At 60.7% G+C, this 22495-nt stretch carries 23 protein-coding genes; 7 read left to right on the forward strand and 16 right to left on the reverse strand.

Annotated features, from left to right (window positions below; translation table 11 throughout):
* Positions 1-29: 29 nt before the first annotated feature.
* Positions 30-470 (reverse strand): hypothetical protein, encoded by a 441-nt coding sequence (locus tag ACE191_RS00585; RefSeq protein ID WP_400190232.1) that lies wholly within the window; start codon positions 468-470, stop codon positions 30-32.
* A 176-nt stretch (positions 471-646) separates the two neighbouring features.
* Here ACE191_RS00585 and ACE191_RS00590 point away from each other — a divergent pair, with 176 nt between their 5' ends.
* From ACE191_RS00590 to ACE191_RS00600, 3 genes are all read left to right on the forward strand, one after another.
* A complete protein-coding gene (locus tag ACE191_RS00590) occupies positions 647-1672 on the forward strand; it encodes an aldo/keto reductase (RefSeq protein WP_400190233.1) in 1026 nt (341 codons plus the stop codon).
* Between the two features lie 215 nt (positions 1673-1887).
* Positions 1888-2910 carry an Atu2307/SP_0267 family LLM class monooxygenase gene (locus ACE191_RS00595; protein WP_400190234.1) on the forward strand — a complete coding sequence of 341 codons (1023 nt, stop codon included), beginning with the start codon at positions 1888-1890 and terminating at the stop codon, positions 2908-2910.
* Positions 2911-3050: 140 nt separating this feature from the next.
* Complete coding sequence (locus ACE191_RS00600; RefSeq protein ID WP_400190235.1) at positions 3051-3383, forward strand: hypothetical protein; 333 nt, start codon at positions 3051-3053, stop codon at positions 3381-3383.
* 95 nt (positions 3384-3478) lie between these two features.
* Here ACE191_RS00600 and ACE191_RS00605 read toward each other — a convergent pair whose 3' ends face one another.
* From ACE191_RS00605 to ACE191_RS00630, 6 genes are all read right to left on the reverse strand, one after another.
* Positions 3479-4138 carry a hypothetical protein gene (locus ACE191_RS00605; protein WP_400190236.1) on the reverse strand — a complete coding sequence of 220 codons (660 nt, stop codon included), beginning with the start codon at positions 4136-4138 and terminating at the stop codon, positions 3479-3481.
* 75 nt (positions 4139-4213) lie between these two features.
* Positions 4214-4840, reverse strand: coding sequence for a hypothetical protein (locus ACE191_RS00610; protein WP_400190237.1), 627 nt, complete (start codon positions 4838-4840; stop codon positions 4214-4216).
* Positions 4841-5383: 543 nt separating this feature from the next.
* Positions 5384-6094: a hypothetical protein gene (locus ACE191_RS00615; RefSeq protein WP_400190238.1), complete on the reverse strand. Its 711-nt coding sequence runs from the start codon at positions 6092-6094 to the stop codon at positions 5384-5386.
* Between the two features lie 69 nt (positions 6095-6163).
* Positions 6164-6658 (reverse strand): hypothetical protein, encoded by a 495-nt coding sequence (locus ACE191_RS00620; RefSeq protein WP_400190239.1) that lies wholly within the window; start codon positions 6656-6658, stop codon positions 6164-6166.
* Between the two features lie 260 nt (positions 6659-6918).
* Positions 6919-8295, reverse strand: coding sequence for a serine hydrolase (locus ACE191_RS00625; RefSeq protein WP_400190240.1), 1377 nt, complete (start codon positions 8293-8295; stop codon positions 6919-6921).
* Between the two features lie 12 nt (positions 8296-8307).
* Entirely contained in the window at positions 8308-8754 is a 447-nt protein-coding gene (locus ACE191_RS00630; protein ID WP_400190241.1) for a MarR family winged helix-turn-helix transcriptional regulator, read from the reverse strand.
* 177 nt (positions 8755-8931) lie between these two features.
* Here ACE191_RS00630 and ACE191_RS00635 point away from each other — a divergent pair, with 177 nt between their 5' ends.
* Positions 8932-10869, forward strand: coding sequence for an ABC-F family ATP-binding cassette domain-containing protein (locus tag ACE191_RS00635; RefSeq protein ID WP_400190242.1), 1938 nt, complete (start codon positions 8932-8934; stop codon positions 10867-10869).
* A 228-nt stretch (positions 10870-11097) separates the two neighbouring features.
* Here the strand turns inward: ACE191_RS00635 and ACE191_RS00640 are convergent, their stop codons facing one another.
* From ACE191_RS00640 to ACE191_RS00655, 4 genes are all read right to left on the reverse strand, one after another.
* On the reverse strand, positions 11098-11562 hold the full coding sequence (locus ACE191_RS00640) for a hypothetical protein (RefSeq protein WP_400190243.1): 465 nt from the start codon (positions 11560-11562) through the stop codon (positions 11098-11100).
* Positions 11563-11848: 286 nt separating this feature from the next.
* Positions 11849-12352 carry a hypothetical protein gene (locus ACE191_RS00645; RefSeq protein WP_400190244.1) on the reverse strand — a complete coding sequence of 168 codons (504 nt, stop codon included), beginning with the start codon at positions 12350-12352 and terminating at the stop codon, positions 11849-11851.
* Between the two features lie 115 nt (positions 12353-12467).
* Positions 12468-13553 carry a tyrosine-type recombinase/integrase gene (locus tag ACE191_RS00650; RefSeq protein ID WP_400190245.1) on the reverse strand — a complete coding sequence of 362 codons (1086 nt, stop codon included), beginning with the start codon at positions 13551-13553 and terminating at the stop codon, positions 12468-12470.
* On the reverse strand, positions 13550-13912 hold the full coding sequence (locus ACE191_RS00655; RefSeq protein WP_400190246.1) for a single-stranded DNA-binding protein: 363 nt from the start codon (positions 13910-13912) through the stop codon (positions 13550-13552). Before ACE191_RS00655 ends, ACE191_RS00650 begins: the two co-directional genes overlap by 4 nt.
* 53 nt (positions 13913-13965) lie before the next feature.
* On the opposite strand from ACE191_RS00655, the gene ACE191_RS00660 reads away from it, so the two are divergent.
* On the forward strand, positions 13966-15342 hold the full coding sequence (locus ACE191_RS00660) for a DUF5103 domain-containing protein (RefSeq protein WP_400190247.1): 1377 nt from the start codon (positions 13966-13968) through the stop codon (positions 15340-15342).
* A gap of 15 nt (positions 15343-15357) precedes the next feature.
* On the opposite strand, the gene ACE191_RS00665 is transcribed toward ACE191_RS00660, so the two are convergent.
* Complete coding sequence (locus ACE191_RS00665; RefSeq protein ID WP_400190248.1) at positions 15358-15912, reverse strand: hypothetical protein; 555 nt, start codon at positions 15910-15912, stop codon at positions 15358-15360.
* Positions 15913-16029: 117 nt separating this feature from the next.
* Here ACE191_RS00665 and ACE191_RS00670 point away from each other — a divergent pair, with 117 nt between their 5' ends.
* Together ACE191_RS00670 and ACE191_RS00675 are read left to right on the forward strand one after the other, a co-directional pair.
* Positions 16030-17493: a M48 family metalloprotease gene (locus ACE191_RS00670; RefSeq protein WP_400190249.1), complete on the forward strand. Its 1464-nt coding sequence runs from the start codon at positions 16030-16032 to the stop codon at positions 17491-17493.
* Positions 17494-17748: 255 nt separating this feature from the next.
* Positions 17749-19191, forward strand: coding sequence for a M48 family metalloprotease (locus tag ACE191_RS00675; protein ID WP_400190250.1), 1443 nt, complete (start codon positions 17749-17751; stop codon positions 19189-19191).
* Positions 19192-19295: 104 nt separating this feature from the next.
* Here the strand turns inward: ACE191_RS00675 and ACE191_RS00680 are convergent, their stop codons facing one another.
* The 4 genes from ACE191_RS00680 to ACE191_RS00695 all read right to left on the reverse strand — a co-directional run bounded on the left by ACE191_RS00680 (position 19296) and on the right by ACE191_RS00695 (position 22448).
* Entirely contained in the window at positions 19296-20066 is a 771-nt protein-coding gene (locus ACE191_RS00680; protein ID WP_400190251.1) for a hypothetical protein, read from the reverse strand.
* 250 nt (positions 20067-20316) lie between these two features.
* Positions 20317-20526 carry a zinc ribbon domain-containing protein YjdM gene (locus tag ACE191_RS00685; protein ID WP_138080756.1) on the reverse strand — a complete coding sequence of 70 codons (210 nt, stop codon included), beginning with the start codon at positions 20524-20526 and terminating at the stop codon, positions 20317-20319.
* Between the two features lie 93 nt (positions 20527-20619).
* Positions 20620-21720: a redox-regulated ATPase YchF gene (ychF, locus tag ACE191_RS00690; RefSeq protein ID WP_400190252.1), complete on the reverse strand. Its 1101-nt coding sequence runs from the start codon at positions 21718-21720 to the stop codon at positions 20620-20622.
* Between the two features lie 140 nt (positions 21721-21860).
* Positions 21861-22448 (reverse strand): YdcF family protein, encoded by a 588-nt coding sequence (locus ACE191_RS00695; protein ID WP_400190253.1) that lies wholly within the window; start codon positions 22446-22448, stop codon positions 21861-21863.
* Positions 22449-22495: the final 47 nt, after the last annotated feature.

The following is a 22495-nucleotide window of genomic DNA, read 5'->3' on the forward strand; positions in this document are numbered from 1 at the left end:
CGGTAAAATACGCATTAAGCCCGGCGCACTCAATAGATTCGCAGCACCACGGCCCCGTCGAAATGCTGGATGCGGCTGTACTCGTAGGGGTCGTTCAGTTTTTGGATTGTCAGCCGGGCCGAGCTGGCCGGCTGGGGAAACGAGTCTGAGAGGTGATAGACGGTAACGCCGTGGTCCGTGCACACCACCACGCACTCGAAATAGGCGTCGAACCCGCTGTCCAACGGCTTGGCGATGGTGGCTAGGGGCGCGGCGCCGGAGTTTGGGGAGTCACGCAGCGCCAGGACAAGTCGCCGTTGACCGATTTCCCAGCAGACGCTGGACTCAATCTGCAGGCCGCAGTTGCCGAGTGGGTACCGCTGGGTTTCGCAGCTTTCGTACCGGAATATCCACCAATACCCCGCCAGCAGCGCCGCGGCTGCCAGCAGCAGGATGAGGATTTCGGCGAGCTGATTTCTATTTGACTGCATAACTAGTACGGCGACCAAGCCCGGTTAAGCGGCAAACTTCGGCATCCCTGCCAGATGGCGCAACCGCCGAACATCAGCCCCGCCCGCCGGTTGTAGCAGCCGAACCGTCCGCGCCGGGCGCGTACACCCCTTGTTCACCCGCGGGGCACCGGTCCCGCCCATCCTTTCGATTTGTTATGGAATACCGTCAACTAGGCGCTTCGGGTCTGCGCGTGCCGGTTTTGAGTTTCGGCACGGCCACCTTCGGCGGGGGCAATGAGTTCTTTAAAGCCTGGGGCGACACCCAGGTCGACGAGGCCCGGCGCCTGATCGACATCTGCCTGGAAGCCGGCGTCAACTTCTTCGACACGGCCAACGGCTACTCCGACGGCCAGGCCGAAAGCATTCTGGGCCGGGCCCTGGAGGGCCGCCGGGCCGAGGTGCTCATTTCCACCAAGGCCACTTTTCCCACCGGCCCGGGCCCGAACGACTACGGCTCGTCGCGCCAGCATTTGCTGCGGGCCTGCGAAGACTCGCTGCGCCGCCTCGGCACCGACTACATCGACGTGTACCACCTGCACGGCTTCGACGCGCACACGCCGGTGGAGGAAACCCTGCGCACCCTCGACCAACTGGTGCAGAGCGGCAAGGTGCGCTACATTGCCTGCTCCAACTTCTCGGGCTGGCACTTGATGAAAAGCCTGTCGGTGTCGGAGCGCTACGGCTGGGCGCGCTACGTGGGGCATCAGGCCTACTACTCGCTGGCCCACCGCGAGTTTGAGTGGGAGCTGCTGCCGCTGGGGCTCGACCAGGGCGTGGGCACCATCGTGTGGAGCCCCTTGTCGGCGGGGCTGCTGAGCGGCAAAATCCGCCGCGGCCAGCCCATTCCCGAAAGCAGCCGCCTGGCCCAGGGCGGTGGGCAGGGCCCGCAGGTGCCCGACGAGCGCCTGTTCGCCATTGTGGACGTGCTGGACGAGGTGGCCGCCGAAACCGGCAAAACCGTGCCGCAGGTGGCCCTGAACTGGCTGCTGCAGCGGCCCACGGTGGTCAACCTGGTCATTGGGGCCCGCAACGAGGAGCAGCTGCGCCAGAACCTGGGCGCGGCCGGCTGGAGCCTCACCCCCGCGCAGGTGGCCCGCCTCGACGCGGTGAGCGACACCACCCCGGTGTACCCCTACTGGCACCAGCGCCGCTTCCCCATGCTGGGCCATACCGGCATTTGAGGCTGCTACGGCTGCTAAGGGGAGTTAGGGCATGTAAGCCTGCTGAAAAAAGGCGTCATGCTGAGCTTGTCGAAGCATCTCTCCCGAACAACGAAGCGGGAGAGATGCTTCGACAAGCTCAGCATGACGTTCCGATGATTTTCAACGAATTTTCCTGCCCGCTCAAAGGAGCCGTGCCCAGTTCCTGAACCGCCCCAATACCCCGAAACCTCCCTATGCAACTTGGAATCGACAGTTTCGCCTCGCACCTGCTCAGCAACAGCAGCGGCGCCGCCCTCACCGGCCAGCAGGCCATGGCCCAGCTGCTCGAGCGCATCGAGCGGGCCGATCAGGTGGGCCTCGACGTGTTCGGCATCGGTGAGCATCACCGGCCCGAGTACCTCGATTCGGCTACGGCCGTCATCCTGGCCGCGGCGGCGGCCCGCACCCGGCGCATTCGGCTGACCAGTGCCGTAACGGTGCTCAGTGCGGCGGACCCGGTGCGGGTGTTTCAGCAGTTTGCCACCCTCGACCTCATTTCGCAGGGCCGCGCCGAGCTGGTGGTGGGCCGGGGCTCCTCCATTGAAGCCTTCCCGCTGTTCGGCTTCGACCTCGACGACTACGACGCACTGTTTGCCGAAAAGCTCGACCTGCTCTTGCAGGTGCGCGACCAGGAGCGGGTACACTGGTCGGGCAAGTTTCGGCCGGCGCTCAGCGGGCAGGGCATTTACCCGCGGCCGGTGCAGCAGCCCCTGCCCATCTGGCTGGGCGTGGGCGGCACCCCGCAGTCGTTTGCCCGGGCCGGGCAGCTGGGTTTGCCGCTGATGGTGGCCATCATCGGGGGCGACACCCACCGCTTCCGCCCGCTGGTCGACCTGTACCGCGAAGCCGGCCGCCGGGCGGGCCACGCGCCCGAGCAGCTGTCGGTGGGGCTGCACTCCCTGGGCTACGTGGCCGATACCACCGAGGAAGCCATCGAGAGCTTCTTTCCCGGCTACGCCCGCACCTTTTCCGCCCGCTCGAAGGAGCGCGGCGGCCCGCCCGTCACCCGCGCCGCCTTCGACGCGCAAACCGGGCCGCTGGGGGCCTTGTTGGTGGGCAGCCCCGAGGAAGTGGCCGCCAAGATCCGGCGCCACGGGGAGGCGCTGGGCGGCATCACGCGGGTCACGTTTCAGATGGACGTGGCCACGCTGCCCCACGCCCAGCTGCTGCGGGCCATCGATCTGCTGGGCACGCGGGTGGCGCCGCTGCTGCGCTAAAGGTTGGGGCAGCAGGGGAGAAGCCAACTCGGCCAAGCTCGGCCATAGTGCGTACATCCTGCGTATAAGCCCGCAGGCGGCCCCCGGCTTTCGGGTCGGGAGCCGCCGTTTGATTCTTCACCCGTTACGCATTGCACCGCATGGCCACCACGCCCAACCACCCCGAGCACGACGCCACCAACCAGCCCACGCCGGCCCCCAAGGCCAACGACGGCTCCAACGATAACCCCGACGAGTTCAGCGCCTTCCGCAAGTCCAACGCTTCGGGTACCGAAGACTACTCCCCGGAAAGCCGCCGGGCCGACCCCGCCCAGCAGCCCGGCCACGTGGAGCAGAACCAGAACCCCGCCGCCGTAGCGGCCGCCGAAAACGCGCCCTACGACGAGCAGCGCCAGGCTTGGGCCGAGGACGACCCCCGCTACGGCAGCGGCCCCCGCCCGGCTACTCCCGACGAGGCTCCGAAGGAAGAATAGCCCCGCAGTACCCGCCTCAGGCCCACGAGCCGCGCCCTGACGATTCAGGACGCGGCTCGTGGTGTTTTGTGGGGCAAAATTGACGGAGGGTGGAGCTAGTAATAACCATCCAACTCCTTGCCCTCGGCGAGAAGGTCAAACGTCAGTTCCAGCCCCAGGCGGTGCAGCCGCGCTATCAGGTCGAAGGGGAGATATAAGTCGTTGAAATTACGGTTGGCTATGTGATAAGCGACGCCAACCAACACTTGGTTGTCACCGGTACGCTGCACTAGGTTTTGGACCCCTGGGATATCCTGTTCGAGGTATGCCAGAAACTCACCCAGCCTTTTCGCAATGGGACCTGGCCGGCTTTCGGCTTCGAAGTACAAGGAGTTGATGAAGCTGCCTTGGTCCTCGCCCCCTTGCTCTACTCTCTCTACACGTTGTGGCGTAAGCATAGTAAGGCTTAGCAGTTCTTCGCAGGAGAGTTCTTTTGACCAAGGGGAAAAATCAATGAAGGTGCTGGGCACCGCGCAGGTGGGCCCGCAGAGTTCTATTTCCTCATCGATGGAGAAGTAAAAGCCCATGCAGAAGCTCACACCTTTTACCGCTACATAAACAGCAGCCGTGCCTTCCTCCTCGTCGATATCGACACCCACAATCTTGGGCAGGCCGTTTTCCCACTCCACTTCCATGAAGGCAAGCAACTGCCGGGTCGCTTCCCATTCGGGGTGCAGCAGCTCCTGGCGAATCAGTTCGGTTAGGGTGTCAAGCAAATTTGCAGGAGGGGGCATCTAAGAGGAAAGGGGGAGTGGCCAATCAGCGGGCGGCGCGTGGGGTTGATGGGTGCGCTACTGCACCACGGCCTGGAAGTCGAGGCCGTAGTAGCGGAAGAACAGCGTGTCGCGGGCGCTGCGGGGGTAGCTGTACTGGTAGAAGTTGTCCAGCAGCAGGGTGTCGGGGGCACTGTCGGGACCGTACTGGGGCGCGTGAATCTTGAAGCCGCCGGTTTCAGGACCTATGCGCAGCTGGTAGTACTCGTAGCCGTACTGGGCAAACCAGATGCCGCGGCGCGAGGTGCTGGGCTGGCCCGTATCATTGGGTCCCGTCCAACGGAAGAGGCGGAAGTAGGTTTCCAGCTCGTTGTCGGTGCGGCGGCGACCCAGGTAGCGAATGTCGCGCAGGTTGGTGCGGTACACGTCGCTGAAATAGGTCCGGTTGCTGTCCTCTTTCTGGCCGGGAAAGCGGAAACGGTGGCCGTAGCGCTGCGCAAAATCGGGTAGCCACTGCACCACGATGCGCGGGTTGCTCACGCTACGAAACTCCGCGGGCTGCAGGTACGGCACTTCCGGCCAGCTGGGGTGCCGGTCGAACCAGGGCAGGCGGTAGCCCAGGGAGAAGCACAAACCCACCCACAGCCCCGCGGCCACCAAGAGCTGCTTTTTCCACCGAAATAGGTACGTAAGCAGGAAGCGCATAGCAGGCGAAAAAGTGGACGAGGACCGCGCAAAGTAAAGCCGCGCCCCGCATCCGATGCGTTGCCCCGCAAATTCGGCCCCGCACCGTCCGGAAAACTCCCGAAAGCCGAGGAAACCTTTCCCAAGCCTCCCGAGAAACTTGGGAAGGCCCGGGAAACCTTTCCCGGGCCTTCCCAGAAACTTCGGGTGCCTCAGGAAACCTTTCCCAGGCCTTCCCAGAAACTTCGGATGGCCTGGGAAACCTTTTTTCATGCCTCCCAGAAACCTGGGGTGGCCCGGAAAACCTTTCTTGGGGCATCCCAGAAACCTGGGAGGGCCTGGGAAACCTTTCCTCGGCCTTCCCAGGTTTTTTGGTTGGATAAAATAAAGAAAAGTAGGACGCGCGCGGTTTTCCTGAGCTCCGGCAGAAACCCGGCCGCCCTGTGCGGGTGAAATATCGTGCTGACGGGAAGGTGCAGTTTCCCGGCCAGGGCCAGGTAGAGCACGAGTTACATGGCGCTAAACCCGCGCCAGGAGAGGAACCAAGCTGGCCAGGCCACCTCTTTATGGAAGATGCCTTTCCAGCAAACGCGCCCATTCGCCGTGTTTGCGCTTCCATTCGTAAGGCAGCCGGGTGGGAGTGCCGGTTGAATCGTACTCGCCGGCCCGCACTTCTATTTCCAGGCGCCGCTGCGGCAGATGCAAACGAATGTTCGCAAACCTGTCGTGAATGGGCGTGGGAGGCAGGAACCGGGGCCGGGCCGGATGTGCCTGGTTGTGGCGGAGTAAATCGGCGTAGAAGCGTTGGCCCGCGTCGAATGCCGACTGGTGGCGGAAGTAAAAATCGAATACCTCGGCGGCGGCTTTTACCGGGGCATGACTCCGGCAGCAATCCAGCTTTTTGGCCAGCGTGACGCCCCGGTAGCGCCAGCATAGGTAGCTGCTCATCTCGTACTGGTTGCACATGCACCGGGTGGCGGGCGTAGCCAGCAGCCCGCAGCCCTGGCAGCCGCGGCGGTAGTACAGCACAGTATCGATGCCCGTCTGCCGCAGCACCCGCGTGAGGCGGTTCACCAGGGAGTCGGTGCCGTGGAAGGTGAGGGAATCGGCCGGCTGCCGCAGGTAGGCCGCCGTCAGGGCGTCCAGGCGCTGCGTGTAGCTTCGCGGCGGCTGCTGACGCTGCTGCGGCGCATCACAGGCAAGCAGCGTGGCAGCGAAAGCGCCTGGTAGGCAAGCAGTAAGAAAGCGGCAGAAGCGGGGAGCGGAGAAAGGCATCTGGGCTGCGGAGCGTCTGCCAGGGCGTGGTTGCTGCAGAGTTAGCCGGGAACTGGATAAGTGGGCAGATTAAGCTAATGGTTGAAGTTGCAGCCGTTTAATTAGCCAACTCTCGGCTTTTTTCACTGGCGCAACAAAGCCCCAGTACCACATGGCAGCAGGTAAATAACCAGCCCACAACGCTGACATTCTTTCGGTTAAAGTAGGTGGCCTTTTTATACCATCAAAGTTCCAATTATCTGAGAATAGAATGATGTAATTAATGAATAGGGAAAATGCCAAAAACATAAGCAGAAACAAGTAATCGGGTGTAAACCTTATTTTAATGTTTGTGGGATTATCCTGAATAAACTTGCCTTTTATAGTGGGCATTACTGGTAAGTTCCGAGCAGGGTTGGCATGCTTAATCGTGAAGCCGGTACTGATGATTTTTGCCGCATACTGCTTGGTGTCAAAAATCTGTAAAGAACCTTCCGTGGGCTGGATACGCTCAAGCTCAGTGATTAGCTGGTCTTTGGTTAGGGCGGAAGTGTAGACTTTGTGAATAGCGAAAGGCAGAGTCATATAGAGAAGGCCGCAGCAGCTGAACAGGAGGCCAAAAGGGCAGCCCTGATCTTCAAAACTAAGCAAGGCTGGCAGCTTGTCGGCATTGCTTGCCGCGCCTTCCTCCCAAACACCGTACTTGTGCCCTCTCTATAAGGCAGTAGCTGCCTGATTTGTGGCCTCCACTTGGACGCCTGGATTTGATCAGCTATAACTTCCCAGTGCCCAACCCGGTGCCGGCCCACGCTACCTTTCTTTCCGGGCCAAACCAAGCCGCCCCGCTAGCGGCTGGCGCGGCGGTTTTGCTTCGGCGGCTGTTGTTTCGGCAGGGTTTCGGGCACGCCGCCCTTGGTCAGCGTCAGCGCGTGCACGCGGCCGGCTTTGGTGAGCAGAAACTCCACGGTGCGGTCGGGGTTCTTCGGGTTGAAGAACTTGCGGGCCGACTCAGCCACCAGGGGCGTGTTCAGGTTTTGCAGGTATAGCTGGCCGTTGGCGTGCAGAATGGTGGTTTCGCCGTACTGGCCCGCGTAGGCCGCCAGCCCCGTGGGTACCACGGGCAGCGGCCGGTGCACGTAGGGCACTTCCACGGCCTTGCCGAACAGGATGCCCGCCAGCCCGTAGCTGATCCAGTGTGACTCGGCCTGGTTGTTCGACAACACGGTCACGAACAAGCCGTCCTCGGGGTAGCGGTCCATGGTGGTCATGGCCCCGAAATAGCCCCCGCTGTGGGTGAGCAGGTAGTGGCCCTGGTTGTAGAAGGGGTTGATGAAGATGCCGTAGCCGTAGTGGTCGAGGAAGCCCTTGCCCGGAAACTGCTTGTTGTGCTGGGTGTTCATTAGGGCCTTGGAAGCTTCCGAGAGCAGGGCCGTACCGCGCATAGCCTGGTCCAGGCGGGCCAGATCGGCGGCCGTGGAGTACACCCCGTCGTGGCCCACGTTCAGGTCCCAGTTGATGGCCGGGTTTTTCACCAGCACGGTATCCTCGCGGTAGTAGAGCCGGGCCAGGCGCGGCACCAGGGCCGTGTTGCTGTTCAGGCCGCTGTGGGTCATGCCTGCCACCGCGAAAATGTGGCGCTGCAAATACTCCCCGTAGCTCAGCCCCGAGGCTTTTTCGATGATGCAGCCCAGCAGGAAGTAGCCCACGTTGCTGTAGGCGAGGCCGGTGCCCGGGGCAAACTTCAGGGGCTGCCGCCGCATGTAGGCCAGCGCCGAATCCTTGGGCACCGACATCTGGTGCAGGTACACGTCCTCAAAATCCAGGGCCAGCCCGGCGGTGTGGGTCAGCAGCTGGTGCACAGTGATGGCGTCGCCCTGCGGAAACCCGGGCACGAAGGCGCTGAGCTTGTCGGTGAGCTGCAGCCGGCTGCGCTCCGCCAGCTGCAGAATGGCCAGCGCCGTGAAGTGCTTGCTGATGGAAGCCAACGTGAACCGGGTATCCAGGGTGTTGGGCACGTTCCACTCGCCGTCGGCCAGCCCGTAGGCGCGGTGCAGCAGCACCGAGTCGTGGCGCGTCACCAGCACCACGCCCGCAAACCGGTTCACGGCGTGCTGCCCCTGCATGTAAGCCGCTAACTGGTCCTGAATGGTGGTTTTGGACTGGCTGAGCGCGGGCCGGGCCAGCAGCAGCGCCAGCAGCAGCCCGAAAATTGGTAGGCGCATGAGGAGAATAGGTTACAGGTCGGAAGCGGTGCAGTTGGCAATGATTTTTCGCAGGGTGGCGTCGAACTGCGCCAGCTCGGCCGCGCTCAGGCCCTGCAGCGCGGTCTGCTGGTTGAGCTGAATGGTGGGGCTGAGCTGGGCCAGGGTCTGCCGGCCCCGGTCGGTGAGCTGCAGGTCCGATTTGCGCTTGTCGGTGGTATGCGCGGCCCGCAGCAGCAACCCTTTCTGCACCAGCAGCTCGATGATGCGGGTAATGGAAGCCTTGTCCTTGAACACCAGCTCGGCCAGCCGCTGCTGGCTCAGGGCCGGGTAGTTGCTGAGCACCATCAAAGCCAGACCCTGGTCCACCGTCAGGTTGTCCATGGCACGGTCGATGTTCTGCTGGCAGAGCTTGCGGTACACCTTGATGGCTTGCTCCAGGGTGTAGAGGACGGTTTGCTGGGGCGTGTCGGGGGGCATAGGGAAGAAGTGAGGCCTCAAATGTAGTTGATATATCAACTAAAATAACAACTCCGTCCACGTCTTTTTTGCCCGGATGTGTCCGCGGCGACCGGGCACATTCGGCGCCTTACCTGGTGCAGGGCCAAAGGTGCCCGCGCGGGGTTCCGTATCTTTGCCGCCAATACCCCTGCGTTAATGATTTCCATTTCCGACCTCGACTTCCACTTCGGCGCCCGTACGCTCTACGATAAGGCTTCCCTGCACATCAAGCCTAAGGACAAAATCGGCCTAATTGGCCTAAACGGTCAGGGCAAATCCACGCTGCTGCGTTTGCTGGTGGGCGAGTACAAGCCCGACGGCGGCTCTATCTCTATGAGCAAGGACGTGACGCTGGGCTTCCTGAACCAGGATCTGCTCAGCTACGACTCGCACGAGCCCATCCTCATCGTGGCCATGCAGGCGTTCAGCGAGGCGCTGGAGCTGCAGAAGAAAATCGACGAGACGCTGCTCGAGTTCGAAACCAACTACACCGACGACCTGGTGGACAAGCTGGCTTCGCTGCAGGAGCGGTTTGAGGCTTTGGGCGGCTACACCATGCAGGCCCGCACCGAGGAAATTCTTGAGGGCCTGGGCTTCACCACCGAGGAGCTGCAGCGCCCGCTGAAGCTGTTTTCGGGCGGCTGGCGCATGCGCGTGATGCTGGCCAAGATCCTGTTGCAGGAACCCTCGCTGCTGCTGCTCGACGAACCGACCAACCACCTGGACCTGCCCTCGATCAAGTGGATTGAGAACTACCTGGCCGGCTACGAAGGCGCGGTCATCATCGTGAGCCACGACCGGGAGTTCCTCGATCAGACCACCAACATGACGGTGGAGGTGACGGGCGGCAAGCTGGTGCCCTACGCCGGCAACTACTCCTTCTACATGGAGGAAAAGGTGCTGCGCGACGAGATTCACCAGGGCGCCTTCGAAAACCAGCAGGCGGCCATCCGGCAGGCCGAGCGGTTTATCGAGCGGTTCAAGGCCAAGGCTTCGAAAGCCAAGCAGGCCCAGAGCCGGCAGAAGATGCTCGACAAGATGGACCGCATCGACTCGGTAGCGCCCGAGGCGGCCAAGGTGAACTTCTCGTTCCGCTTCTCGGTGCAGCCCGGCCGCCACATCCTGCGCATGGAGCACGTCACGAAGAAGTACGGCGACAAGATCATCTTCCGCGACACCAACGTGCACATCGAGCGGGGTGACAAAATCGCCTTGATCGGGGCCAACGGCAAGGGTAAATCCACCCTGATGCGCATGGTGTCGGGTTCGGAGGCGCCCACCTCGGGTACCCACCAGCTGGGCCACAACGTGATTATGGCCTTCTACGCCCAGCACCAGCTCGAAAGCCTGAACGTAGACAACGAGGTGCTGCAGGAGATGGTGCAGGCCGGCTCCAAGCGCACCGAAATGGAGCTGCGCACGGTGCTGGGCTCGTTCCTGTTCACCGGCGACTCGGTGTTCAAGAAAATCAAGGTGCTCAGCGGGGGCGAGAAAAGCCGGGTGGCCCTGGCCAAAACGCTGATTTCGGAGGCCAACTTCCTGCTGCTCGACGAACCGACCAACCACCTGGACATGCAGTCGGTGAACATCCTGATTCAGGCACTGGAGCAGTATGAGGGCACCTTCCTGGTCATCAGCCACGACCGGTATTTCGTGGAAAGCGTGGCCACCAAAATCTGGTACATCGAAGATTACCAGCTGAAGGAGTACCCCGGCACCTACCACGAGTACGAGCAGTGGCAAGACGAGCGCGCCAAGGAAGCCAAGAAGCTGGGTCTGAGCGCCCCGGCCGCCAAGCCCGCGCCCAAGGTGGAGGTGAAAAAGGAGCTGAGCCAGACCGAGCGCGAAACCACCCAGCGCGAGCTAAAGCAGCTCAGCAAGCAGCTGCAGGAAGCCGAAGCCCGGGTGAGCAAGCTGGAAGTAGAGCTGGCCGGCTACGAGAAGCAGCTCGGCGACCCCAACATCTACAACAAAGCCGCCCAGCTGAAAGACGCCACGGTGAAGTTTGAGCAGGTGAAAAAGGAGCTGACCAAGGCCAACGACCAGTGGAGCGAGCTGGCCGAGAAAGTAGAAGCGCTGGAAGGCAAGCTGTAGCCTACGCCGGCAATTGCTGCAGGCACTAAAAAGCCCCGCCAGATGCTACGGCTTCTGGTGGGGCTTTTGGTTTTTATGAAAAGATGTGTCAGCTATTTCCAGGTAACGGAGAAGGTGTTGCTGTCAGTAGGTGCATTTGAAAAACTTCAGCTTCACTTTCATTTTGTTGCTAAATAAAGATAATTGGTTTAAAACATATTCTTCAGCACCTATTGCAGCAATAACCTGTTATACGGCGTTTTGTCTGCCTAAGTCAAGCTGCGGATAAACAACTTTTTTGATGTAGTCGGCAATCCAATTATCTGCCAGTTTCAGCCTGTCAAGTCTTTTGTTAAGTTCTTTTATAACTCTTTGTTTTAATCGTTCGTCTCCTTGAAAATTGTCCTCATTCGTGTTGTCGTAAACAATGACACACAAGGCATCCATCAACAAGTCTCTTTTATGGTCAGGTATTAGCATGGTGTCCAGCACTTCTAAAATCATGTCTACATATTGTTCTTCGGCTAACAAGAGTTCTTCATCCTGCGGCATTAGGTACAAGTCGGAGTTCGTCACCCATTCTTTCAGCAAATCAAAGTCAAGGTCAGGTCGCTGATAAGCAGTCGTAAAGGATATTGATGAACAGTTTTTACATTTCTGTCCAAGCGCCCCATTTATGTCGAACAATTCAAAGGCAGCTTCTCGTTTTGTCACGACAAGTCTTTCAGCATGTCCGCATACTGTGCATGTTCTCTTTATTTCGTAAGTTTCGTTAGGCTCTGTCATTAAATGCCGTATAACGTTCGAGGCTTGGCAATGTTGGGGCAACAGCGTTTCGTCACGCCTGAACTGAAGCTAAATATAGTTACTATTGTTGATTGTAATTACTAATGCCGAACAGCATTCTGTCGAGCTAGTGACTAAAGAAAAATAGTAGTACAAAAGTTGATGCTTATTCCGTCAAGCCCCAATATTGCCAAACCTTTTGTTGCCTGTAGTTTTAGTCAACCGTAAAGCTTAGTTGTCTTGATGGACTGTCACAATAAAACATTTGCATATCATAAGTTCCTTTGTCCAATGTTCGTTTGTAGTCTAATAATACAACTAAGTCCAATAGACTAAACTTGCCAGAAACCTTTTGTCCAGGTTGCAATTGATACGAATATTGTTTTACTTCTTCTGTTGAATAAAGTTGCGATTGAAGAATTGACTTGTTTTGATATTTTAATACAGATTTTCCTGTTTTCCTGTCTGTCAAAATTACTGATGTCCACGCTGGTCTACCTGTACTTGATTTTGGTTTGTCAAACCAGACACTTTGAGTTGATTTGCTATTGTTAGTCAATATTATTTCTACTGAAATGTCTTTTCCTAATTTAAATGTGTCTGCTATAAGTTTAGCTGTCACTGAAACAGTAGGGCAGGTCGTCGTCGAATCAGACTGTGCATTTGTTTTATTTAAACAACCAAGAAATATAGATAGTATCAGAATTAAGGGTCTCATAAAAATTACAGGCAACATCATTATTAACGCTAGCGAATAGCGTTAATAAACCTTTAAACCGCAAGTGGGTAGCGTTAAGCATACTGCCGAAGCATTGTTAACGCTACTCGGCGCTTTACAAGCCCAAGGAGTCAAGCGGGGAGGCTGGGCGGTTGTGTTGGACCACATGGGTATAGATTTCGGTGGTTTTGATGCTGCTATGTCCGAGCAGGTTTTGAATAACCCGGATATCCGTGTCAGCTTCCAGCAGGTGCGTGGCATACGAATGCCGCAGCATGTGCAAGGTAACAGATCGGCGAATACCGGCCCGCTCGGCCGCTTGCTTTATCACTTGCTGCAAGCTGCGGGCGCTGTATGGCTCACCGGGCTGCTGCCCCTCAAACAAGAAGATGGTGGGCCGGAACTGCCGAAACTGTTCGCGTAGCAGGTGCAGCAAGCTTTCGGGCAAGGGTAGGTCGCGGTCTTTTTTGCCTTTGCCACCGCGCACGTAGAGGGCCATGCGGCGGCTGTCTATGTCCTGGGGCGTAAGGGCCAGCACCTCGCCCAGGCGCAAGCTCAACCCGTACGCCAGCATGAGCATGGCGCGGTGCTTCAGGTTGTCGGTGCTTTGTAAGAGGTGTCGTACTTCTTCTTTGGCCAATACCTTGGGGTTGGTGAGGGGCAGCTTGGGCCGCGGCACCGTGTAATGCTGCCGGGGCTGGTTTTCCACCTGCTCGTAGTAAAACTTGATGGCGTTGATGAGCAGGTTCTGGTACGCCTCCGATATGCCTGCCGTCAGGCGGAGGCTCAGGTAATCCAGCACATCCTGCCTGCTCAGCTCCAGCGGCTGCCGAGGGCCGCAGTAGGTCAAAAACTGCTGAAAAGCGTGGCGGTAGCTTTTCAGGGTCTGCGGACTGTAGCGCTTCAGCACTATTTGCTGGCAATAGCGCGTAAGCAGCACCTGGTGCGGTGTCGGGGGCGCCATTTCGATGGCCAGCGCCGGCACCTGCGGCACGTGCAGCGGCATACCCAACTGCTGGCAGGCAAGGCGCAGCGGCTCCACCGCCTCGGGCGTGGCGGGCAGCACGTAGCCCCGCGCCCCGGCTTCGTAGCACACGCCGGCCGCCAGCAGCGCCGTACGCAGGGCCGCGTCGGAATAGGGAAAGAATACCTGAAAGGTAGTGCGCCCCTCGCGCAGGCGCAGCGAAACGGCGGCTTTCATGGCTGCGGGGGCGGCGTCGCGTCGCTGGTTTTCTTGTCCAGCATGATGATCTGCTCGCCGATGATTTCCGTTACGTAGTGGCGCTGGCCCTGCGCATCGTCGTAGTGACGGGTCTTGAGCTTGCCCTCCACGTACACCAGGCTGCCCCGCCGCAGATAAGCCTGCGCCAGCTCGGCCAGGCTGCGCCACAGCACCACGCTGTGCCAGTCGGTGCTGGTGTGCAGCTGGCCGGCTTTGTCGCGGTAGGTTTCGGAAGTAGCCAGGGAGAACTTGGCCACCGGTACGTTGCCTTCCAGCACGTTGATGTCGGGGTCTTTGCCCAGGTTGCCGATCAGGGTAACTTTATTGAGGCCGCGCATAGCAGAAGCAGGAATAGAACGATAAGATACGCCGCTGCCTGTACCTTCGCAACATGCGCTACTCCGCCCTTACCCTGCTGCTAGCCTTGTCCGCCGCCACCGCCTGCGTACCCCTCGGCACGCCCATTACCGACCCCAGCGCCGGCCGCGTGGGCCAGGCCAGCCCGGTGCAGGCCCCGCGGGCCAACGTGCCGCTGCGCTTCGAGGATGCCGTGTACGACCCCGACATTCAGAGCGTGCAGTGCTACGTGAGCACCGGGCAGCCCACCGAAATCTTCGCGCCGCCGGTGGTGCCGCTCAACCAGGGCAACCCCATCGTGCTGGAGTTTGACTTGCTGGGCAACCAGAGCCGCCGGCTCACGGCCCGGCTGGTGCACTGCAACGCCGACTGGACGCCCTCGGTACTGACGGACTTGCAGTTTCTCGACGAAATCAACGAGTTCAACCTCACCGACTACCGCACCTCCACCGGCACGCAGGTGCCCTACTACCACTACCGCCTGCGGGTGCCGCCAGTGAAGCTCTCAGGCAACTTCCTGCTGGTGGTGCAGGGCCCCGACCGCCAGCCGCTGCTCTCGCGCCGCCTGCTGGTGTACGACAACAAGATGGAGGTAGCCGCGCAACTGGGGTTGCCGCCCGGCGGCGCGGCCCGCTACACCATGCAGCAGGTCGATTTCGTGATTCGCTACGGCGCTTTTCCGCTGGTGAACCCGGCTGTGGAAGCCAAGGTGGTGCTGCGCCAGAACTTCCGCTGGGACAACGCCAAGTACGGCCTGCGCCCCACCTTCGTGCGCGACGCCGAGCAGCAGCTCGACTACCAGTTCTTCAACTTCGAAAACGCCTTCCCGGCCCTCAACGAGTTTCGCCCCGCCGATATCCGCTCCCTGCGCAGCGGGGGACTGAACGTGGCCGGCGTAAACCTGCAGGCCTCGCCGCGCGAAATTGCGCTGCTGCCCGAGCCCACCCGCGCCGGCCGCGCCTACACCCAGTACGAGGACGCCGACGGCCAGCGCGTGTTCGAGAGCCGCGACTTTCTGGGCGCCGGCGCCACCAACGCCGACTACGTGTGGACTACCTTTCAGCTGCAGGCGCCGGCCGTGGCACCGGGGCCGGTGTACGTGTTCGGAGCCTTGTCGGACTGGCAGCTGAAGGAAGACTTCAAGCTCAGCTACAACGCCCAGCAGCAGCTGTATACCGGGCGCGTGCTGCTCAAGCAGGGCTACTACAACTACTACTTTGTGGTAGGACGGCCCGGCGCGGCACCCGACGCGGCCTACTTCGAGGGCAGCTACCAGCCCACCGAAAACCAGTACGACGTGCTGGTGTACTACCGCCCGCCCGGCACCCGCGCCGACCTGCTCATCGGCTACCGCCCGCTGGTGGCCAACGGCCAAGAAGTGCAGCTGCGGCGCGGCAGTTTGTTCCGCTAGCCGGAAGCTCCGCGCTCAGGCCAGGCCCGACTGCTGGGCCAGCACCCGCTGGGCATCGCGCACCACGGCGGCCCAGGTCTGCTGCATCAGCTCGGCCGACACCTCGGTGCGGGCCACGTACTGCTGCTGGTAGTGCTGCAGCTGGGCGTGGAGCTGGCGGCACTTGTTCTGGTAGGTGGCAAAGTCGATAATCAGCTCCCGCTTGCTCTCGGGCTGCAGCAGCCGCTGGGCATGAATCTTGAAGTAGCTGGTGGCGAAGTACTCGCGCAGCATCAGCACCTGCTGCAGCTCGTCGCGGTCGGCGTCGGCGAGCTGGTAGGCCAGCTGGGTTTCCACGGCCAGCAGGCCGGCGGGCTTGGCTGCGGCGGCGTACTCCTCGAAGATGGCGGTGTACTGCTCCGGCGTCTGGGGCTTTACCTGGAACAGCTGGTCGAAGATGAGCATGTTGGCCAGCTGCTGCTCCACGGCCTGCGCGAAGTACAGCGCCAGGCCGAAGTGGGCGTAGATTTCCTTGGTTTGCTCTTCCTCGGTGAGCTGCTCGAAGTGGGCGATGATGTGCTGAATGTCCATAGAAGCCGTTGCAGCCCGCAAGTACGGCAAAACCGGCGCGGCGGCCCGTTTGCAACCGCTTTCCTTCGGGGCCGTTGCTAAGCGTACTTTGCCACTTCCTTCCCCAACTCCCCAGCTATGAACCGTTACTTCCGTACCGCTTGCTCGGCCGCCCTGCTGGGGCTGGCCGCGTCCTGCGCCACCAACCCCGTCACCGGCAAGCGCCAGGTCATGCTCGTCTCCGAAGGCCAGGAGCTGGCCATGGGTCAGCAGTCGGACCCCGCCGTGACGGCCCAGTTCGGCCTCTACCCCGACCAGAAGCTGCAGAACTTCATCAACGAGAAAGGCAAGCAGATGGGCGCCATCTCGCACCGGCCCGAGCTGACCTACACATTCCGGGTGGTCGATTCGCCGGTGATTAACGCCTTTGCCGTGCCCGGCGGCTACGTGTACTTCACGCGGGGCATCATGGCGCACTTCAACAACGAGGCGCAGTTTGCCGGCGTGCTGGGCCACGAAATCGGCCACGTGACGGCCCGCCACTCGGCCGCCCAGCAAACCAACGCCATCATCGGGCAGGTGGGGCTGATGGGGGCCATGATTGCCTCGCCGCGCATCGCCCAGTTTGGCGAGCAGGCCATGCAGGGCATGCAGCTGCTGTTCCTCAAGTTCGGCCGCGACGACGAAAGCCAGTCCGACGAGCTGGGCGTGCAGTACTCCAGCAAAATCGGCTACGACGCCAAGGAAATGGCCGACTTCTTCCAGACCCTGCAGCGCGAGCAGCAAACGAGTGGGGCCGAGGCCATTCCCGACTTTCTCTCGACCCACCCCAACCCGGCTGACCGCTACAACCGCGTGCACCAGCTGGCCGCCCAGTGGAAGCAGCAGAACGGCAACCCCACCAACCTCAAAGTCAACCGCGAGCAGTACCTGCGCCTGATCGACGGCCTGGTGTACGGCGAGGACCCGCGGCAGGGCTTCGTGGAAAACAACGCCTTCTACCACCCCGAGCTGAAGTTTCAGTTTCCCGTGCCCGCGGGCTGGAAGCACCAGAACACGCCCCAGCAGTTTCAGATGGCCGAGCCCGGCGGCAAGGCCATGATGATGCTGATGCTGGCCCCCGGCGCCTCGCTCGACGAAGCCGCCCAGGCCCTCACCAAGCAGCTCAGCCTGCAGCCCACCGACTCGCGCCGCACCACCGTGGGCGGCTTCCCGGCCCTGGCCTTCGTGGCCGACCAGGTGCAGCAGGACCCGCAGACCGGCCAGCAGGTGGCGGGCGTGCGCGCGCTCAGCTACCTGATTCAGGACGGCAAAACCATCTACGCCCTGCTGGGCGTGTCGGCCCCGGCCGATTTCGCCGGCTTCGCGCCCCAGTTCACCAGCGTGGCCGAAGCCTTTCAGCGCCTGACCGACCGCGACAAGCTCACGCGCCAGCCCGAGCACGTGCGCATCAAGACGCTGAAGCTGCGCAGCACCCTGGAAAAAGCCCTGCGCAGCTACAACGTACCCGAAAAGCGCCTGGAGGAAATGGCCATCCTCAACGGCATGCAGCTCAACGACCAGGTCAACGCTGGCTCCATGATCAAGGTGGTGGAGAAGTAGGTTGCCGATATGCCTGAGCGGCGGGGCTCAGTTGCCCCGGCGTTGCTTGCCGGAAACCAAGTGAATCGGGGCCGATTGGGGAAGCTGCTTTCCGCCAGTCGGCCCCATTTCATGGGCATTCGGAGCGCCAAAGCGCCGCCCCAGCCGGGCGCGGCCGGGCGCGCTGGCACGAAAGCTGCGTAACCCAAAGGCCGGGCTTGCCCGTTGCAGGCCTGAATGCCGCCCCGCGGCGGCCCCACCAGCTTCGACTTTCCCATGCCTACTGTCTTTTCCAATTACCTGCGCGCCGGCGCTCTGCTGGCTTTGCTGCTGCCGCTGGGCAGCTCGATGGCGCCTGAGCGTGCGCCCAAAGCCGTGCCCGTGCAGGGTGCCCAGCCCGACCCCCAGGTCGTGGCCATGTTCGGTTTGCTCGACAACGCCAAGCTGCAAAGCTTCATGGACGAGAAAGGCCAGCAGATGGGCCGCATTTCCGACCGCCCCGGCGACGTGAAGGGCTTCACCATCGTCGATTCGCCTATCATCAACGCCTTTGCCACGCCCGATGGGCACGTGTACTTCACGCGGGGCATCATGGCGCACTTCAACAACGAGGCACAGTTTGCCGGCGTGCTGGGCCACGAAATCGGCCACATCACCGCCCGCCACGGCCAGAAGCAGCAAACACGCTCTACCATTGCCAACGGCGCCCTCATTCTGGGGTCCATTCTCTCCAAGCGCGTGGCTTCCATTGCCCAGCCGCTGTCGCAGGTGGCGGGCCTGGGTTTGCTCAAGTACGGCCGCGACGACGAGAACGAGTCGGATGAGCTGGGCGTGAAGTACTCCAGCAAAATCGGCTACGACGCCGCCTACATGGCCGACTTCTTCCAAACCCTGCAGCGCACCGAGCAAAGCAGCGGCGCGGCCACCATTCCTACTTTCCTGAGCAGCCACCCCAACTCGGCCGACCGCTACAGCCGGGTGAAGCAGCTGGCGGCCCGGCAGAAGCAAAGCCTGGGCAACCGCCAGCTCACGGTAAACCGCGACACCTACCTGCGCCGCATCGACGGGCTGGCCTACGGCGACAACCCGCGGGAGGGCTTCGTGGAGGGCGGCGTGTTCTACCACCCCGAGCTGAAGTTCCGCTTCCCGGTGCCGCAGGGCTGGAAGTCGCAGAACTCGCCCCAGCAGTTTCAGATGGCCGAGCCCAGCGGCAAGGCCGTGCAGGTGCTGCTGCTGGCCCCCGGCAGCTCACTCGACGAAGCCGCCCAGGCCCTGGCCAAGCAGCTGAACTTGCAGTCGGCCCAGGCCAGCCGCACCACGCTCAACGGCTTTCCGGCCGTGGCCGTGCAGGGCGACCAGGTAGGCCAGGATCAGAGCGGGCAGCAGGGCATCACGGCCCGCACGCTCACGTACCTGATTCAGGACGGCAAAACCATCTATGCCCTGGTGGGCATGAGCGCGCCGGCTACCTTCAGCACCTACGGCCCGCAGTTTCAGCGCACGGCCCAGGGCTTTGCCCGCCTCACCGACGCCAGCAAGCTGAACCGCCAGCCCGAGCGCATCCGCATCAAAGCCGCCAAAGCCGGCCAGACGCTGGCCCAGGCCCTGGCTGCCAATGGCGTGCCTTCGTCGCGCCACAACGAAATGGCCATCCTGAACGGCATGAAAACCACCGACAAGCTGGCCTCGGGGCAGCTGTTTAAGGCGGTAGGGAAGTAGGGCGGTTCACGAATCAAAAAACGCCGTCAGAGGATATCTGACGGCGTTTTTTGGTTGAAAACGGAGCTTTGCTTTTTGTTCCTGACGCGGGTTCTCGGAATAGCTCACTTTAGGGATTTTTTGTACTGCCCAATAGCTTCAATTCCAGAGTCTGATATTTTGATCAACTCACGGGTTACGGGATAAGGTGATGTGCTGAACTCGGTTAAAACTGTGCTGCTGAACCTCTGACCGAAGAAGTCAAGTTCATGTTCAGAAAAAATAAAGCATAAGTCACGTACTGGCATTACGGCATACACTGGCCAGCCAAATTGCTTCTTCACTCTTTCCTTAAAGCCAGGGGCGAAGGGAAGCGAAGCATCCAAAAAGCTCTCAGCGCCAAGAATAATCCCGTATGGGTGACCTTCCAATAGGGCTGGTTTGATTTCAGAGGAAGCAAGCACTGAATCCAGATTAGCATAGGCTTCCTTAAACAGCATTTCATGAGTCTGTTTCCATTCAGCAGCATCATCATTCCGAAGCCAGACAATCTGCTCACCGGCATTCTGCACTAATACCATGCTCATGCCTGCCGTAATGCGTTTGTGAACGGCTTCCTGAACATATTCCATGTCGGAAGGAAGCAACACTGGAAGTATGGCCGCACGGACTTCCTCCCATGAGGTACTAACGCTGTCGGAGTTCAATACGAGTCGAACGAGCTCCTGCACTTTGCTGGTGTCGCCGTTGACTGTAAACTGTTTTCGGGCGTTGTCCAGGCTTATCCGGTGGTCTTTGATGTAAATCAGCCCATCTTCTGATACCGAGTCAATAACAAGCCCATGTCGACTAACTTCTTGCTGGAAAAGCTCAAAGACCGGGTCTGTTTTTTCCATTGGCTTCTGATTGGTTGAGCAGCTTATCAGCATAAGGCAAAGCAGGCCATTGTAAGTATTTGCGCTTGAAAAGCGGTGTATTAGGCGCCTAAAAGCGGAGGACATGTTTATAAAGGTTAACTGATTTGACGGGCTCGACAAAACGTAAAACGCCCCGACCGTATCCCGGCCGGGGCGTTGAAGTTACTGCGTGACGGCGGAAGCGGGCTAACCCAGATGTCTCGCCTAGCTCGACATGACAGTCGGCGCGTTAGGCCTTCTTCAGGAACTCGGTTTTGAGCACCATCGTCGTGCCGCCGGCCCGGCCTTCGATTTCGCCGGCGCTGTTGGTCAGGCGAATGTTCTTGACCAGGGTGCCGCGCTTGAGCACCTGCGAGGAGCCTTTCACTTTCAGGTCCTTGATCAAAGTCACCGAGTCGCCTTCCGCGAGCAGGGTGCCGTTGCTGTCTTTTACGTCCATACGAGTAGGAGTAGAGAGTCTGAGAACGGATAAAACGGCCGCCACTCACGCAGCCAGCCGTTCTATCCGTTTAAAATCCGTGCTATCGGCGGTCTACACGTTGAAGCGGAAGTGCATGATGTCACCGTCCTGCACCACGTATTCCTTGCCTTCCACGGCCATCTTGCCGGCTTCCTTGATCTTGGCTTCCGAGCGGTACTGCTCGTAGTCGGGCAGCTTGATGACCTCGGCGCGGATAAAGCCCTTCTCGAAGTCAGAGTGAATGACGCCGGCCGCCGCGGGAGCTTTGTCGCCGCGGTGCACGGTCCAGGCGCGCACTTCCTCCACGCCGGCGGTGAAGTAGGTAATCAGGTTCAGAATGTCGTAGCTGGCGCGGATGAGCTTGTCGAGGCCCGATTCGGTGAGGCCGTACTCGCCCAGGAACATTTCCTTTTCCTCGGCGTCGTCCATCTCAGCAATCTGCGACTCGATGGCGGCCGAAATAACCACTACCTGGGCATTTTCGGTGGCTACGTGCTGGCGCAGGGCCTCCACGTAATGGTTGCCGCCGGCCGGAATGCTGCCTTCGTCCACGTTGGCCGCGTAAATTACGGGTTTGATGGTGAGCAGCTGCAGGTCTGCCACCGCCGCCAGCTCTTCCTCGTTCGCGTCGAGCGAGCGGGCGTTGTGGCCGGCTTCCAGGTGGGCCTTGAAGCGCGTGAGGGCCGTTACCTCCTTTTTAGCAGCCGCGTCGCCGCTTTTGGCCGAGCGCTCCGACTTCGCCAGCTTTTTGTCGACGCTTTCCAGGTCCTTGAGCTGCAGCTCGGTGTCGATGACGTCCTTGTCGAACACCGGGTCGACGCCGCCGGCTACGTGCACGATGTTGGGGTCGTCGAAGCAGCGCACCACGTGGATGATGGCGTCGACCTCGCGGATGTTGGCCAGGAATTTATTGCCCAGGCCTTCGCCCTTGGAGGCACCTTTCACCAGGCCGGCAATGTCGACGAACTCCACGATGGTGGGCACCACGCGCTTGGGCTTCACGATTTCCTCCAGCACCTTCAGGCGCGGGTCGGGCACGGTTACCACGCCCACGTTGGGCTCGATGGTGCAGAAAGGGTAGTTGGCCGATTCGGCCTTGGCGTTTGACAGCGCGTTGAACAGGGTGGATTTGCCCACGTTAGGCAGCCCGACGATACCGCAGCGAAGACCCATGCAGTGAAAAAGTAAAATAGTGAAATAGTGAACGGGCCCGGCGGGTCAATTCAGCTGCAAAGGTACGAAGCCCCGCCACGCAAATCAGCGCCCGCGCCAGATTCCTGCCGGGCAGCGGACTGGCGGGTAGCGGGAGCTGCTCAGCGCGGCCCGTAGCCCGGTCGCGGGCTGGCCAGGACGTAGCGGTAGTAGGCCGGGAACTCGCGCAGCAGGCTGTAGATGTCGCGCAGCTCGAAGTAGCGGGCGTGAGCCTGGTACACCTGGTAGTCGCCGGTTTGCCGGAGCAGCAGCTTGAAGCGGGTGAGGTGGTAGAACTGCGACACCAGGATGACCGACTGAAAACCGCGGCGCTCGGCTGCGTCGGCAAAGTTCTCGACGGTGGCCCAAGTCGACGAGCCGGCATCGTCCACGATGATAGCCTCGGCCGGCACGCCCTGGCCCAGCAAATAGCGGCTCATGGCCGTGCCCTCGTAGTGGCCTTCGGCACCCAGCCCGCCGCTCACCATGATATTGGGCGCCAGCCCGGCGCGGTACAGGCGCAGGCCGGCCTCGAGGCGGGCGCGCAGCCGGTCGGAAGGGTTGCCGTCGGGATTCACCGTGTTGCCCGCAATCAGGATGCAGTCGGCCGGGCCCAGCGCGTCGTAGAGGCCGTCGACCACCACCCAGGTGCAATGCAGGCTAAACCAGAACACCAGCAGCGAAAACAGCAGGCGCAGGAATTTCTTCATGGGCAGGCGGGCAGAGCGTAGGGGAGGAGGCAGGGGATACTACGCAA

Origin of the sequence: Hymenobacter sp. B81 (assembly GCF_044628455.1) — a bacterium.
In the GTDB taxonomy this organism is placed as follows: Bacteria; Bacteroidota; Bacteroidia; order Cytophagales; family Hymenobacteraceae; genus Solirubrum.

Bases quoted from the DNA above. Each gene is read 5' to 3' on its own strand.
- ACE191_RS00615 (WP_400190238.1), bottom strand. From the start codon at position 6,094: ATGCCTTTCTCCGCTCCCCGCTTCTGCCGCTTTCTTACTGCTTGCCTA.
- ACE191_RS00595 (WP_400190234.1), top strand. From the start codon at position 1,888: ATGCAACTTGGAATCGACAGTTTCGCCTCGCACCTGCTCAGCAACAGC.
- ACE191_RS00650 (WP_400190245.1), bottom strand. From the start codon at position 13,553: ATGAAAGCCGCCGTTTCGCTGCGCCTGCGCGAGGGGCGCACTACCTTT.
- ACE191_RS00620 (WP_400190239.1), bottom strand. From the start codon at position 6,658: ATGACTCTGCCTTTCGCTATTCACAAAGTCTACACTTCCGCCCTAACC.
- ACE191_RS00685 (WP_138080756.1), bottom strand. From the start codon at position 20,526: ATGGACGTAAAAGACAGCAACGGCACCCTGCTCGCGGAAGGCGACTCG.
- ACE191_RS00635 (WP_400190242.1), top strand. From the start codon at position 8,932: ATGATTTCCATTTCCGACCTCGACTTCCACTTCGGCGCCCGTACGCTC.
- ACE191_RS00625 (WP_400190240.1), bottom strand. From the start codon at position 8,295: ATGCGCCTACCAATTTTCGGGCTGCTGCTGGCGCTGCTGCTGGCCCGG.
- ACE191_RS00695 (WP_400190253.1), bottom strand. From the start codon at position 22,448: ATGAAGAAATTCCTGCGCCTGCTGTTTTCGCTGCTGGTGTTCTGGTTT.
- ACE191_RS00630 (WP_400190241.1), bottom strand. From the start codon at position 8,754: ATGCCCCCCGACACGCCCCAGCAAACCGTCCTCTACACCCTGGAGCAA.
- ACE191_RS00680 (WP_400190251.1), bottom strand. From the start codon at position 20,066: ATGGAAAAAACAGACCCGGTCTTTGAGCTTTTCCAGCAAGAAGTTAGT.
- ACE191_RS00590 (WP_400190233.1), top strand. From the start codon at position 647: ATGGAATACCGTCAACTAGGCGCTTCGGGTCTGCGCGTGCCGGTTTTG.
- ACE191_RS00655 (WP_400190246.1), bottom strand. From the start codon at position 13,912: ATGCGCGGCCTCAATAAAGTTACCCTGATCGGCAACCTGGGCAAAGAC.
- ACE191_RS00645 (WP_400190244.1), bottom strand. From the start codon at position 12,352: ATGAGACCCTTAATTCTGATACTATCTATATTTCTTGGTTGTTTAAAT.
- ychF (WP_400190252.1), bottom strand. From the start codon at position 21,720: ATGGGTCTTCGCTGCGGTATCGTCGGGCTGCCTAACGTGGGCAAATCC.
- ACE191_RS00670 (WP_400190249.1), top strand. From the start codon at position 16,030: ATGAACCGTTACTTCCGTACCGCTTGCTCGGCCGCCCTGCTGGGGCTG.
- ACE191_RS00665 (WP_400190248.1), bottom strand. From the start codon at position 15,912: ATGGACATTCAGCACATCATCGCCCACTTCGAGCAGCTCACCGAGGAA.
- ACE191_RS00610 (WP_400190237.1), bottom strand. From the start codon at position 4,840: ATGCGCTTCCTGCTTACGTACCTATTTCGGTGGAAAAAGCAGCTCTTG.
- ACE191_RS00600 (WP_400190235.1), top strand. From the start codon at position 3,051: ATGGCCACCACGCCCAACCACCCCGAGCACGACGCCACCAACCAGCCC.
- ACE191_RS00675 (WP_400190250.1), top strand. From the start codon at position 17,749: ATGCCTACTGTCTTTTCCAATTACCTGCGCGCCGGCGCTCTGCTGGCT.
- ACE191_RS00585 (WP_400190232.1), bottom strand. From the start codon at position 470: ATGCAGTCAAATAGAAATCAGCTCGCCGAAATCCTCATCCTGCTGCTG.
- ACE191_RS00660 (WP_400190247.1), top strand. From the start codon at position 13,966: ATGCGCTACTCCGCCCTTACCCTGCTGCTAGCCTTGTCCGCCGCCACC.